Here is a 13,743-nt window from a genome sequence, read left to right as displayed (position 1 = left end):
CGCCCCGCTCTCGCACTATTTGATCAAAGTCGCCCGGCTCGGCGGTTATCTCGCCCGCGCCAGCGATCCGCCACCCGGCAATACCGTCATGTGGCGCGGGCTGTCACGCCTCACCGACATAGCGCTAGGTGTCGTGGTCGGAGGAGAATTTGTGGGTAATTGAAAGCCGGTGAAGACCGCAGGGCGGTCACTCAGGCGGCCTGATTGAGTTGCTTGTTTCGGTCGCGCCAATTCCATGGAAGCAGTTCGTCGAGCCTTTGCACTGGATGTGCAGCGATCCGCGCCAGGACGTCGGCGAGCCAGGCTTGTGGATCCACGTCGTTCATTTTGGCGGTAACGATCAGGCTGTACATCATCGCGGCGCGATCGCCACCGCGGTCGGAGCCACAGAACAGCCACGACTTCCGCCCCAGGGCGATGCCGCGCAGGGCTCGTTCGGCGGCGTTGTTCGACAGGCACATGCGGCCGTCGTCGAGGAAGCGGGTGAACGCGCCCCAGCGCTTGAGCATGTAGTCCATCGCCTTGGCGACATCGTTGCTCCGTGAGAGCTTGGCGCGTTGCTCACGCATCCAGACCAGCGGCGCGCTGAGCTCCTGGCGGACGGCCCGGCGCCGTTCGGGCGTCTCGCCGTTGATGCTCCGTTCGATCTCGAACAAGGCGTCGATCCGGCGGACTGCCTCCAGCGCCAGAGGCGAGATCACCGCCGGCTTTTTGCCTTGCACCTTGCGGCGCGCATTCTCCGCCAGATCAGCCATCACGAAGAACGGTCGTCGGGCATGGACCCAACACGCCGCTTCCAGGATCGGACCTGCGTTGCGGCCCGGGTCGTAAAGCTTGCCATAGCCGCCATAGGCATCGGCCTGGAAGATGCCGCTGTAGCCGGCCAGATGCGCCTGGGGATGCTCGCCGGCGCGATCGCGCGAGTAATAAAATACTGCCACCGGCGGGGCCTGCCCACCAAAAGGCTTGTCGTCGCGCACATAGACCCAGATCCGGCCGATATCGGTCTTGCCTTTGGCCAGGACCGGCACCGTCGTGTCGTCCCCGTGCAATCGCTCGGCACTCAGCACATGGGCCTCGAGGCGCCGGAACAGGGGCGTCAGCGCGACCGTGCAGCCACCAACCTGGTCGGCGAGGGTCGACAGGCTGATCGGCACGCCTTCCTTGGCATAGCGTTCGGCCTGCCGGTTCAGCGGCTGGTGCTGGCCGAACTTCTCGAACAGCACCATCGCCAGCAAGCTGGGGCCGGCCCAACCACGGGCGATGACGTGGAACGGCGCCGGGGCCTGGCTGATCCTCTCGCAATCACGGCAGCTGAACTTCTCCCGGACGTGCTGGATCACCTTCCAGGATTTCGGGATCACCTCCAGCGTCTCGGTGATGTCCTCCCCGAGCTTGCATAACCGCGCGCCGCCACAGCAGGCGCATGCCACAGGTCCTGGCACGATCACCCGCTCGCGAGGCAGATGGTCCGGGAACGGCTGGCGCGATGGCCGCTTGCGCGTGAACGAGGCCACCTTCGTGGTGCTCCTCCAGCGTCAATTCGAGCTGATCCAGCAGCCTTGCGGTACGCTCCGAGCGCGGGCCATAACGATCACGGTTCAGCTTTTCGATCTGCAGCTTCAGGTGAGCGATCAGCGCCTGGTCGTCGGACTGCTGGGCGCGAACGCTGGCAAGTTCGGCGCGCGTTGCCAGCAACGCCGCTTGCAGCGCCTCAATGTCGTCCGGCAGATTTTCGCGACCGTCACCCACTCTCCGATGGAATCACAAAAGCCGCGATTGGGCGCGGACTTTTTGCAATCTCACAGGATTATTGCGCAACCTATCCGGCGCTCTGCGGCCGCCAGCTGTGTTGAGGGTTGCGCCAGTCGATCGCCTCCAGCAAATAGCCCATCTGAGCTGCACTCAGCGACACCACGCCGTCCACCGTCCCCGGCCAGATGAAGCGGCCACGGTCCAGCCGCTTGGCGTAGAGCGAAAGCCCGACCCCGTCGTGCCAAAGCGCCTGATTAGGGTGCCAGCGCGACCACGGAACACAAAGACGTCTCCGGCAAAAGGATCTCGCCGCAGGCCCTCCTGCACCAGCAACGCCAGACCCTGCATGCCTTTGCGCATGTCAGTATGGCCGGTCGCGATCCAGATCCTCGCCCCTGCTGCGATCGGGATCATCGCCGCTCCAGCAGATCCAACACGCGAGACAACGCGGTCATATCAACGCCGGCGTCCACGATCACACGGCAAGCCTTGCCGACGACAATTTCCATGCGCCCATTCGCCGGCGTGGGTAAAACTGTCTTCCGCACTGGAGGCGGGTCCGGTGTCACCATCGCTGGCACAAACGCAGGCTGAAGCTGCTCATTATCCCTCGGCCGGGTCCCGAACGATCGCCGCCAAGTCAACAGCAGCGAGCGCGAGATGCCGTATCGCCGCGCCGTCGACGAGACGGCTCGTGGGGTCTGCAGACTCTCCAAAACGATCCTGAGCTTCTCATCATCGGTCCATCGGCGGCGCCAGCCAGTCTCAACAATTTCAAACCGCTCAATCTGAGCACTGCACTTATTGCTGTCCATAAGGGCTGTTACACAGCACTCGCCTTAGCCCGACAAGGCGGCCGTCACCGGAGGGAGACCCGGATGCGTACCTCGCTTGGTGAGGTGTCTCTGTAGCTCGGCGACGTCCAGCCCTGCTGGATCATAGTATGCGGCGGTGTGATCGCTGACACCGAGAATTCTCACGCCTCTCTCCGCAAGAGAATAGGCGGTCACCGATCCGACGTTACGGAGCCCCTGGACAATTGCTGTCGCATCACCCGCGCTGGTTCCAAGGTGGTCAAGAGCCCGGCCGACAAGATAGGCTACCCCGCGCCCAGTCGCTTCGCGGCGACCAAGTGTACCTCCCGAAACGGGCTTTCCGGTTACAATCTCGTTGATCGTCTGGCCTTGGTACATGGAGTAGGTGTCCATGAACCAAGCCATGAGCTACTCATTCGTACCACCATATCCGGCGCCATGACATCGGTGTGTGACCCGACAAAGGTATCATCTCCTGCATGTAGCGCCGGGAAAGTGCTTCGAGTTCGCGCGGCGAAAGCGTGTACGGATTGGCGGTTATTCCTCCCTTTGCCGGCATAGGGAAGTCCCGCCAGCGCGCATTTCCAGATCCAAACAGCCAGTGCAGCGACCTCGCCGACATCCACTGAGGGAGCGAACTTGTGCCGCCCTTCGTTGGCCCGAGCGTCAGGTGATGCTGTACCCGGTAACCCTGGAAGACTTCCGTCGGCCATCATCCCGGTGAATGGGCAATGCAATTGCGCGCTTCGGATAAAAAGAGCCGATCCCTCTCCGTTTCTGGGATCTGCAAATGATTGGCAACCTTGCTCGAACTGATGCCTCGCCATCTCGAAAACGGGACGGCTATAGATTGATCTGCTCATTACCCCGGCGTCCAGCTCGTTCCCAATGTGAAGCTAAAGCTCCGTGGGAAGAACACGGCTGCTCCATAGAGGCGGCCAGTGATGGTCCGTCCCGAGACGAAGATTGCGACGAACAACTTCAGAAGATCGCGTATAGAGAAATCGCCCGAAACGAACGCGGGTTCGGCAGATGCTCTCCATCTGGGCCGCGTGATAACCGCCTTCACGTGGGCTGATCCGCCAGTATTTACCTTGCGACCTTTATGCCCCGTGCCTTGCCTTGGTTGAGACGATCAACTTCCGGTCCTTTGAAATCTCCACCCCGTAGACGTTCAGAGCGGTTTCCGGCGAAACGAGTTCATCACGGACGTCGCGCAACACTGCGCCTGGATCCCTTTTGTGAGGATCCCCCCAACCGCCCCCGGCGGACGATTCGATGATGATCCGAAACGGCTTGACTTGCTGGACACCATATTGCGGACAATACAACTCTTTCCCCGTCGCCAAGTCGAAAGCTTTCAGCGAGCCTTTGGCTCCCCAAAACCCGCCATTGACTCCTGCGCCCGTCGGCTTGCGGGCGCCCTCACCGCGCAGTGAGTGCTCTCCGCTGGCTAGAACATCGGCAACGTAGTCGACGCCGGTTCCGCCACGGTATTGGCCGGCGCCCGCGGAATCGGAGCGCATCTGATGACGATGGATGCGGATGGGATAACTCTGCTCATAGGTTTCTACGTTCGGAATGAACATTCCGCCGAGGGTCATCTGATGGCTGCTCGTCGGGAAACCATCACGCCCATTCACCGCTCCCCCACCTGCGCTGCCATGCCAATGATAGAGGACGAAAACTTCACCAGAAGCCTTCTTTCCAGCCGAACTGCTATGGACGGACTTGCCCCAACCCGCGCATGCGCGGCTTGGCTCTGCTTGGGCTAAGGCGCGCCAACAAGCATTCATGATATCTATCGCTGGAAACACGGTATTCATCGTCATTGGAGCCGGCGGCAAGGCATTTACGATCGTGCCTTCCGGAGCAATGATCTTGACGCAGCGATAAACACCTTCGTTGCGCGGGGTATCGGGATCCAGGAACGAAGAAAGTGAGCAGTAAACGGACGAGTGAGTGTTGGCGATACCGCTGTTCTTGAATCCCTTGATTTGTGGCGAAGTCCCGGTGAAATCGAACTCAATACTATCGCCGGAGATGGTCACCTTCACCCGCGTTTCCACATCGACGCTTTCGAAGCAGTCCGTGTCACTAACGTCGAGACCTTCCCAGGTGCCGTCCGGAAGTGCCGAGATCGCTTGGCGCATTCGCCGCTCTCCATAATCTAGAAGAGAGGCCAAATACGATCTTCCCGTCTCAACGCCGAGCTGGCCGACGATCTCGGCCATCCGATTAGCACCAATCCGCGTGGAACCCAGCATCGCTCCGAGATCCCCCTCCATCAGATCGGGGCAACGAGAATTTAACAGCAGCAATCTCCAGAGGTCGTCTCGTCGCTTGCCCTTTTCGATAAGCTTGAGAGCAGGTAGCCGAATTCCCTCATGAAAAATTTCGGTAGCAGCTGAATTATAGGTTCCCGTGGCGCCACCGCCGATGTCAGATTGATGAGCGCGGTTGCTGCAGAATCCGACTAGCTCCGCGCCGACAAAGACCGGACGGATGAGGGTCCAATCGGGCAGATGGTTGCCGCCGGCGACATATGGATCGCTGAGAATGAAAACATCGCCATTCACGATCTGGTCCGCAAAATCCCTAAGGACGGCGCGAACGGCAAACCCGCCGCCGCCGGAGTGAACCGGCAGTCCATCGGCCTGAGCGATCGTCTCGCCCGATGCGCCACTTATGAAGCAAGAAAAATCGTGACTCTGGCTAAAGATGGGACTGCGCGCAGTACGTGTCATGATCGCACCCATCTGCACGCTGATGTGGTCAAGCTGCTTCTGCAGAATAGCCAGCAGAACAGGATCGTAAGTCACCGCGGTGCTCATGCTTTCACCTATCATTCTTGCGCCAGCTGGCGAGCCCATCAGCATCCAATCCGGTCGGCCATTCGCTCTGCCGGCCCCAACCTCGCCTGTCACAGTCCTTCGACTATGCTGCGGCTCCGGCGTGGGCGATGGACACGTGATAATTGCCCGCATCAGTCATCGTGACCCGATCGGCGGGCCCGACGAATATCGTCGTGGTGGCCTCCTCAATCAGCGCAGGCCCAACCAGTTGCTGACGGGGCTTAAGGACTGTGCCGTCATAGACAGGGATGGTGGCAAATCCAGCTTCTCTATCGATCCACACGCGCCGCTGCGATTGTGGTACTGGATCTCCAGGAGCTGGAAAAGCGCCAGTGACCTCGAGCGGGTCGAGCCTACCAATCGCTGCAACGCGCAGGTTTACGATCTCAATTGCCCCACCGGGCTGCACGTATCCAAAGAGACGCTCATAAGCGGTCTCGAAGTTTGCCCGAACGATCGCAGGATCGGTCGAGGGGCATTCAACAGCAACTGTCCACTGTTGGCCGAAATAGCGCAGATCATAGCCGCGCCGGAGAACCGCCCGAGCTCCCTCGAAGCCTTCTCGCCTCAGGACTTTCCCCGCCGCCGCTTCAATCTGTTGGAACCCATGCTCAAGCACGTCTCGCGATGAAGCGGTTTTGCTGTCAAGTTCCCGCATCCAACTTCGCAGATGGTCATGGCGAAGATCCGAATTGCACATGCCGAAAGCGCAGAACACTCCCGCAAGGCGTGGCACGTACAGACTTGAACTGCCAAGCAGTCTAGCTGCGGCGGAGCCATGCAGAGGCCCCGCGCCGCCTGCCGCCACAAGCGCAAAGCTTCTTGGATTGTAGCCCTTTTCAAGCGAAGAACGCTCCACCGCATGGAGAATGTTGCGTTCAACCAACTGGATAATGCCGGCGGCCGCGTCCTCAACGCTCAATTTCAAGGGCTGAGCGATGTGAATTTCGATCGCCCTCCTCGCCTTCTCAAGATCCAACGTAATGGCGCCCCCGGCGTACGGACCGGGCTTAAGGCGGCCCAACACCAGTTGGGCATCCGTCACTGTGGGACGCTCACCACCCCGACCATAGCAGGCAGGCCCTGGCATCGAACCAGCACCTTCAGGGCCAGCCTTCAGGAGACCGGCGCCGTCCACCGAGGCGATGGTCCCGCCTCCCGCGCCAACCGTGTGAATGTCGACCGTTGGAATATTCAAATGGTAACCATCCAGCACGATCTGGTCAGTCATGCTGACCTGACCGCGCTGCATCAACGTGACGTCGCAGCTTGTGCCGCCGACCTCTATCGAGATTAAATGGTCCGAGCCTGCATCCTTGCCGAAAAATCTCAGTGACCCGACGCCGGCCGCCGGGCCGGACAAGACCAGATTGACCGGCGCATGGCCAATCTCGTCGATTGAGATTGCGCCGCCATTCGACTGGATCATGAGCAGCCTGCGCGGCAAACCCAACCCGCCGAGCTGCTCGGCCAAGCTTTTCAGGTAAGGGACAACCCGCGGAGCGACGTATGCGTTGACGACGGTCGTCGATGCTCTTTCATATTCCCCGACTGTTGGGGCGATTTCTGACGACGCGCTGACCCATACCTTGGGAAGGAGCTTCTGCAGTTCAGCTTTCGCCGCACGCTCATGTGCGGGATTTGCGTAAGCATGAAGAAAGCAGATCGCGACCGCCTCTACCGCTTCTTCCCCAAATATACGCGCAGCGGCGGCGACCGATTGCGGATCGAATGCAATCCGGACCGTACCATCGGCCTCTATTCGTTCTTTGACAGGGAGCCGAAGATACCGGGGAACGAGGACTTGCGGAAACGGTCGGCGGTGGTCCCAGACGTCTTCCCGGATAGACCGACGAATTTCTAGGGAATCACGAAACCCGTCCGTGACCAACAAACCGACCTTTGCTCCCTTCTTTTCGAGCAGGGTGTTCGTCGCAACCGTCGACCCATGAACGAACAAGCCGGTGTTGGAAAGAAACTCATTGACGCTGTTCTTCAGTGACTTAGCGGCCAGTTCAACCGCCGCGAGGACTCCCTCAGTGGGATTTGTGGGAACCGATGGCACCTTGAATGCCTCGACCCTACCCCGTGAATCAACGAGCACAAGATCGGTAAAAGTGCCACCGACATCAACTCCGACTCGAAACGGTGCAACTAACATGGAGCGGGTCCCATCAAAAACATCCTCGGGTCCAGGCCCGGCGGTCGAAAGTTGCGTCACACGCGCGGCTGATTAGCCGACAGTAACGGGCTCACCCCCGTCAATTCCCGGGTAACGACAGCGACCAACTTGTCTGCGATCAAGGAGGTCTCGGCCTCCGTCATTGGCGTCGATAGCGCGCCTGAGCAGTTTGGCGTGAGTAAGATGCCTTCATCAAGCATCGCAAATTGGATGCGGCGGATGAGCTGTGCTTTTTCCGGACTCGTGTAAGCCGTCCTGTAGCCGGTGACATTGGCGCCTCCCAAATGAAGTCTGAACAGCGACCCCATTCCCGTAAAGCTTGCATCGACACCGGCCGCAGAGAAGTCATCTCTGACCTTGTTGCGGAGCCGATCACCCATTCCGTTCAGCCGCTCAATTGCTGACTGCGAGTAGTGAGCGAGGGATGCGAGCCCTGCCGCCATGCTTAGCGGGTTGCCACTGAATGTACCGCCCATCGAAACTTTTGGCTTGCCCTCGGCGTGATTGAAGACCGACATAAGATCTGCCGAGCCTGAGACGGCTCCGATAGGCAGACCTCCTCCGATGATCTTTGCGGTTGCGATCAGGTCTGGTTCGAGGCCGAAAGACCGGGACGCTCCATCAAACGAAAGACGATAGCTAATAACTTCATCGGCGATCAGCAAAATTCCATCACGGCGGCAGGCCTCGCGCAGAACAGCCACGATCTCCTTCGACATCGGCACTGTTCCCGCCCGCGAGGCGAGAGGATCGACGACGACTGCAGCCAGAGATCGCCCCTCACGGCGGAGAATGTCGGCGCAACGCTGCGGATCGTCGTAAGGCAACACGACCGTTTCACGCAGGACCGACTGCGGCGCGCCGGCATTGGATCGCACCGAAGCGGGGTTGCCATCCTCATCATCCCAATTGGCGGGCGTCGGGTCGAGGCTGACCTCCATCCAATCGTAGGCGCCGTGATAGCAACCCTCGAATTTTGCAATCCTTTCCCGTCCAATGATGGCGCGGGCTCCCTTTACTGCCGAGAGCACGGCCTCTGTCCCAGAGTTACAGAAGCGCGTGTGCTCCATCCTTGGATTGCGCGCAGCCAGCGCTTCGGCCAGCAGAATCTCGCCCTCGGTCGGCAATCCGAATGCCGTACCGCCGGCCATTGCGCGATGCACCGCATCGAGAATTGGAGGAAATGCATGACCGTGAATGAGCGAAAAGAAGTTGTTGGCACAATCGAGGATTCGCCGCCCGTCGATGTCAGTGACCCAGCAGCCCTCGCCCCGCGCAGCATAGGGTGGGTGGGGCTTAAACCATTGAGCGGCGCGCATCGAGCCACCCGGCACGACTTTGGCTTCACGTAAATAGGCTGCCTCAGACCGCGATTTCGCTGGAGGCGCGTTCGCCCCTGCGGCAACTCCTCCACCTGAACTCGTCATTCATCATCTCCGGAAAATCAGATGAACCAATGAATAATATGATCCAATTTCTGTCAAGCGGATCATTTGATCCAGGGATAACAAAATTCGGCCCGCTGCAGCGCGCAAACTTTATGCGGCGAGTATCCCGGCAGGCTCTAAACCTTCTTTCGCTTAGCTTTTGCTGCCGATCTTCGCGAAACCGCGGTCGCCGCGGGAAGCCGGCGTTTGGCAACTTTTCCCGAGAGGAGATATTCACCAGATTCGTGCAAGAACTGCTCGTTTTCGCGAATCCTGGTTTGCGCAGGCTCGCCAAGGCGCCCGATTGCTAGGGCAGCGAGGAGATTGGCTATGGCAATGGCCCCAAGGGTTGACTCTGGAAATGCCTGCCCGGACGTTTGCGCAACAAAATGCAGCCCCTCAAGCTCACTCACTGGCGCAGCGAAGCTATCAGTAATTGAGATTATGTGCCCCCCCGATTGCGCCGCCTTCTCAGCAAGTCGATGAACTACCCGATTGAAGGGTGCAAAAGTTACTGCCACGAACGCATCACCAGGCAGGAGGTCGTCTAGAAGACTTTCGGGAGCTCCTCCTGGGCTATCTAATAGGATCACGTTTGACCGCGCCTTTCGCAAGGCATAAGCCAATGTATAAGCTGGAGTGAATGTAGTCCTTCTCCCACAAACAAATACTTTTGGCGCTTTCGCCAGAAGACCGACTGCTTCGGTCACCTTTTCCTCAGACAGATGCGTGCGAGCTCGCCTTACGACATCGAGCTCGGCCGCGAAAAACGATTCAATGATGTCATCCAATGGGGCGCCTTCCCCCATTTTATCGATTAAAACCTGTGCGGTTTGTTCGTTGCGGGTTGTGGACAGGCGATCCCTTTGCTGACGATCGCGCATCGTGTCGATGAAACGCTGCCGCAGTTCGCCGTAGCCGGGCAATCCCATGCGTTGCGCCAGCCGGACGAGGCTCACCGGCGGGACGTTTGCACGACGAGCAATCTCGCGCATTGAGTGGAAGGCTGCTTCGTCTGGATTGTTGATAAGATAATGAGCCGCGTCCACGGCCTGCCCGGACAAATCGACGCAAATTTCCTTGATTTCCTCAACCAGATCCGCTGATCCCACCGGCATCTCCCTATCGTGCCAGTTCAACCGAACGGCAGACATATTCTAGCGATGCCTTCGGTATGTGGCCATCGGTCTATTGTGCATACTGGGGCGGATGCGCAGGAGCACGCCTCAAGCGGAAGCGCAGAAGGCGCGAACTCTTCAGCTTAGCTGATGCGATTGCCCATTTCCCTCTCATTCAAGGCACACGTCCGAATCGCCGAAAAGATCGACGCCCTTAAGGCGGTTACGCAGTTCGCCCAGACCCGTCCCGCGCACAATGACCTCGTCCCCCTCAGCCAACAGGACGGGCGGAGTGCGGGCGAAGCCAACGCCACTTGGCGTGCCCGTCAGCAGTATGTCTCCAGGCCTCAACGTCATCCCAAATGAGAGCTCCGCAATCAGCGCCTCCACGGGGAAAGCCATCTGAGACACTAGAGCATCCTGGCGAACTTCTCCATTCAAAAGGCACTGAAGCCTGACTGTACCGAGATCGAGCTCGTCAGTGGTCACGAGATATGGACCGAATGGCATTGTCCCATCGATGCTTTTACCCTTGAGCCACTGACCGCCGTGCCGGCGCTGCAAGTCTCGCTGCGAAACATCATTTGCCAAACAGTAGCCGAAGATGTGGGCTGCGGCATCGCGCTCGGGAATGCTGCGACCAGCCTTTCCGATGACGACCGCCAATTCTGCTTCGTAGTCCCATTTCGTCGAGATCCTCTGGTCGAACGCAATGGGATCGCGCGGTCCGATTACCGTATCGGGCCCCTTCGTGAAGAACGTCGGCGCCTTCGGCAGCTCTTTGATGTCTTGGCTGGCGCGCTTCTTCTTGCCTTCGTTGAAGTGATCCAGGTAATTCCATCCCGTGCAAAGGATGTCACGGCGAAAGCGCCGGATGGGCGGCAGGAGCGCCATATCTGCAAGCGGCACGTGCTCCGCTTTCTTCCCCCCGACTAGTCGCCTTGTTTCGGCTAGCGCTTCGGCCCCACCCTCTATGATGGCTAGAAGATCGCCAAATTCCTTCGGCAGCAGGATGGCTGTTTCGCCCGAAACCACTCCAACGCGGGCTGTATCGCGATAAACTCCACACAAAAGCTTCATCTGCTGACCTCCTTTCAAATGGTCAAGTTGCGAGCCGCAACGCGGGGGGCGGCCAGCACCTTGCCTGGATTCATGATGTTATCAGGATCGAAAGCTCTCTTGATCTGCGCCATCATTTCAAGATCAACCTCGCATTTGAAGCGCTCAAGCTCGTCGATGTGCATCAGTCCAATCCCATGCTCGGCACTGATGCTGCCATCCAACTCAACGCTTGCTTCATGAACAATGAAGTTGGCGCTCGCAGCCGCCCTTTCTCGTTTCTCGTTCGTATCGTAGAATGCTCTATCGAAGACGATAATGACGTGAATATTCCCGTCGCCCACATGTCCCGCATAGTAAACGTCAGCGGCTTTGAATTGGCGCTTCAGCCGCTGATCGACTAGTTCGATGAATGCTGCTATTTTTGAGATAGGAACAGATGTGTCGTTGGCGACAGAGAATCCTTTTCTCATGTTCGCTTCAGAGATCGTATGCCTCAGTCTCCATAGACGCTCAGCTTTCTTGGAATCTGAGGCAATGATGGCATCATGGATCAAACCCCGCTCGACCGCGCCCGCTAGAAGTTGCTCAAATGCCTGGTTTGGATCCCAGTCGACACCGCTGTCAGCAAGCTCGATCAGGACATACCACGGCGAGGACAGCGGCATCGGGGGTGACTCTTCATGGTGCGAGATAACGTTCTCGAGCTGTCCCTTGGAGATGATTTCGAATGCCTCGACCTTACCTCCTGCACCCTCCGCAAAGAATCTCAGAAGATCGACTGCCGCCTGTATACTTGGCAGTGAAGCCATCGACGTTCCGCTGTTCGTCGGCTTCGGAAAGAGCTTAAGGGCTGCGGCAGTCACAACCCCCAACGTTCCCTCTGCTCCAATGAAGAGCTGCTTTAGATCGTATCCCGAATTGTCTTTCCGGAGAACCTTGAGACCATTCCAGACCCTGCCGTTCGGCAGGACGACTTCTAAGCCCAATACGAGGTCGCGCATGTTTCCATAGCGCAAGACATTTACGCCACCAGCGTTTGTAGAAACCAGGCCGCCAACTTGGCAACTACCCACACTGCCAAGCAGCATTGGAAACAGCTTACCTGCCCGCTCTACAGCCTCTCGCAGACGCGCCAAAATGCAACCGGCTTCGACAATGACCGAATTGTTGAGACCGTCTATTTCTCTCACCCGATTCAGTTTTGAAATGTTGAGGACCATGGAAGGATAATCGTTAGCGGGGATAGCACCTCCCGTCATGCCGGTATTTCCCGCCTGCGGGACGATTGCTACCCCCAGACTGCGACCCAGCTTAACCAATTCCGAAACCTGCTCCACACTCGTGGGCAACACCACGGCCAGCGCCTCGCCCCTGTATCGACGGCGCCAATCCATGAGGTAGCCAGCCGTCTCGGAAGGCAACGAAAGGGTGCCCTTACCACCTATAATCTTAGTTGCGGCCGAAACCAGCTTTTGACGCATTTCGCTCACATCGGACATGGCCCTGAGCATCCTTCACTCGTTGGTCGTTGTCGTACAGAGTCTTGAACCATTTGGTTCTATTCATTGTCAATGCGTTCATTCGCTTCTTCACCGACTATGGACCGGCGCTGAGTTGCAAACGCCAATCGTTCTACAATCACTTATCGGGCGCCCGCGCGACGCTCTCTGACTGGCAGCTTCGCGGTTGCGGTCCGGAGTGGTGTAATCTGCGACAGCGCGAGCGAGGTCGATTTGGCTGATCGAGGAGCTTTGTGAGAAGCATTTCCAGCCATCGACTTTGTGCGTGTTTGGTCTAGGCGAGGAGCGCCTAGCACAACATGTTCGTGGTATCCGCCGGTGGGAGCAGGGTTCCGCGTCTTGATCCCTCGCTGACCTCTCGTGCAGCCGCTCGGTGGCATTCGTGGTGCACCTCCGCTGAGTTGGTGGCAGCCGTGCGAAGGTGAGGAGCCGGTCGCCAGCTTTCGGCACCGCACGATGCTTGAGCCGTATCCATTCGGCGTAGGCCGCAGGATCACCGCTTCAGCAGTCCAGGGTTTTCCTTGTAGAACTTAATAAGCTCGATCAGGTTGTCGATGCCGAAGTCGGTGAACGCCTGAACGCCGTCTTCTCCGACGCCATAGACCCAGATGACGCCATCCTCGATCTCCATCTCGTTGGCGATGTCCCACAGCCAATCTTCGTCTTCGCCGAGGTCTTTGGCGACCTTGGTGATGGTGGTGACGTGATGGACCTTGTTGACGTGGGTGGTCATGCCGCCGCTCGAGCGGAGAGCGCAGATGCTGGCGTCCAATTCCAGGGCAGAAGTTCGTCCAGCCGATGAGCCGGATGAGCGGCGATGCGGGCGAGGACATTCGTGAGCCACGCCTGCGGATCGATGCCGTTCATTTTGGCTGTGACGATCAGGCTGTACATAGCTGCGGCGCGCCGCCCGCCACGATCAGAACCGCAGAACAACCAGGATTTTCGTCCGAGAGCTATACCTCTTAATCCTCGCTCGGCGGCATTGTTGGAGAGGCACACGCGGCCG

At 58.6% G+C, this 13,743-nt stretch carries 8 protein-coding genes and 5 pseudogenes; 1 reads left to right on the top strand and 12 read right to left on the bottom strand.

What is annotated here, in order from left to right:
- Positions 1–163, top strand: a pseudogene (locus IVA87_RS09270) (IS4 family transposase); the annotation flags it as partial.
- A 28-nt stretch (positions 164–191) separates the two neighbouring features.
- On the opposite strand, the pseudogene IVA87_RS09265 reads toward IVA87_RS09270, so the two are convergent.
- The 12 genes and pseudogenes from IVA87_RS09265 to IVA87_RS09210 form a co-directional block, all read right to left on the bottom strand.
- A pseudogene (locus tag IVA87_RS09265) lies at positions 192–1,731 on the bottom strand (IS66 family transposase).
- Positions 1,732–1,822: 91 nt separating this feature from the next.
- Positions 1,823–2,169 (bottom strand): annotated as a pseudogene (gene tnpB, locus IVA87_RS09260) (IS66 family insertion sequence element accessory protein TnpB).
- A gap of 215 nt (positions 2,170–2,384) precedes the next feature.
- Positions 2,385–2,570, bottom strand: a pseudogene (locus tag IVA87_RS09255) (transposase); the annotation flags it as partial.
- Positions 2,571–2,654: 84 nt separating this feature from the next.
- Positions 2,655–3,433: pseudogene (locus tag IVA87_RS09250) on the bottom strand (Glu/Leu/Phe/Val dehydrogenase dimerization domain-containing protein); the annotation flags it as partial.
- 240 nt (positions 3,434–3,673) lie between these two features.
- A complete protein-coding gene (locus tag IVA87_RS09245; protein WP_247333424.1) occupies positions 3,674–5,404 on the bottom strand; it encodes a hydantoinase B/oxoprolinase family protein in 1,731 nt (576 codons plus the stop codon).
- Between the two features lie 103 nt (positions 5,405–5,507).
- Complete coding sequence (locus IVA87_RS09240; RefSeq protein ID WP_247333423.1) at positions 5,508–7,586, bottom strand: hydantoinase/oxoprolinase family protein; 2,079 nt, start codon at positions 7,584–7,586, stop codon at positions 5,508–5,510.
- Between the two features lie 56 nt (positions 7,587–7,642).
- Positions 7,643–9,034, bottom strand: a complete 1,392-nt coding sequence (locus tag IVA87_RS09235; RefSeq protein WP_247333422.1) for an aminotransferase class III-fold pyridoxal phosphate-dependent enzyme — start codon at positions 9,032–9,034, stop codon at positions 7,643–7,645.
- Positions 9,035–9,171: 137 nt separating this feature from the next.
- Positions 9,172–10,152, bottom strand: coding sequence for a MurR/RpiR family transcriptional regulator (locus IVA87_RS09230; protein WP_247333421.1), 981 nt, complete (start codon positions 10,150–10,152; stop codon positions 9,172–9,174).
- Between the two features lie 171 nt (positions 10,153–10,323).
- Positions 10,324–11,232 (bottom strand): fumarylacetoacetate hydrolase family protein, encoded by a 909-nt coding sequence (locus tag IVA87_RS09225; protein WP_247333420.1) that lies wholly within the window; start codon positions 11,230–11,232, stop codon positions 10,324–10,326.
- A 14-nt stretch (positions 11,233–11,246) separates the two neighbouring features.
- Positions 11,247–12,713 (bottom strand): FAD-binding oxidoreductase, encoded by a 1,467-nt coding sequence (locus tag IVA87_RS09220; protein WP_247333419.1) that lies wholly within the window; start codon positions 12,711–12,713, stop codon positions 11,247–11,249.
- Between the two features lie 514 nt (positions 12,714–13,227).
- On the bottom strand, positions 13,228–13,467 hold the full coding sequence (locus tag IVA87_RS09215; protein ID WP_247333418.1) for a hypothetical protein: 240 nt from the start codon (positions 13,465–13,467) through the stop codon (positions 13,228–13,230).
- Positions 13,464–13,743: transposase domain-containing protein (locus IVA87_RS09210; RefSeq protein WP_247333417.1), on the bottom strand; the 280-nt coding region annotated here is incomplete at its 5' end. The genes IVA87_RS09210 and IVA87_RS09215, both read right to left, overlap by 4 nt.

Origin of the sequence: Bradyrhizobium sp. 147 (assembly GCF_023073935.1) — a bacterium.
Classification (GTDB): domain Bacteria; phylum Pseudomonadota; class Alphaproteobacteria; order Rhizobiales; family Xanthobacteraceae; genus Bradyrhizobium.
The sequence above is the reverse complement of the archived record's forward strand: the minus strand, read 5'-3'. Positions and strand labels throughout refer to the sequence as shown.

Excerpts from the sequence above, each read along its gene's own strand:
- IVA87_RS09220 (WP_247333419.1), bottom strand. The coding sequence starts at position 12,713 with ATGTCCGATGTGAGCGAAATGCGTCAAAAGCTGGTTTCGGCCGCAACT.
- IVA87_RS09240 (WP_247333423.1), bottom strand. The coding sequence starts at position 7,586 with ATGTTAGTTGCACCGTTTCGAGTCGGAGTTGATGTCGGTGGCACTTTT.
- IVA87_RS09230 (WP_247333421.1), bottom strand. The coding sequence starts at position 10,152 with ATGCCGGTGGGATCAGCGGATCTGGTTGAGGAAATCAAGGAAATTTGC.
- IVA87_RS09215 (WP_247333418.1), bottom strand. The coding sequence starts at position 13,467 with ATGACCACCCACGTCAACAAGGTCCATCACGTCACCACCATCACCAAG.
- IVA87_RS09245 (WP_247333424.1), bottom strand. The coding sequence starts at position 5,404 with ATGAGCACCGCGGTGACTTACGATCCTGTTCTGCTGGCTATTCTGCAG.
- IVA87_RS09225 (WP_247333420.1), bottom strand. The coding sequence starts at position 11,232 with ATGAAGCTTTTGTGTGGAGTTTATCGCGATACAGCCCGCGTTGGAGTG.
- IVA87_RS09235 (WP_247333422.1), bottom strand. The coding sequence starts at position 9,034 with ATGACGAGTTCAGGTGGAGGAGTTGCCGCAGGGGCGAACGCGCCTCCA.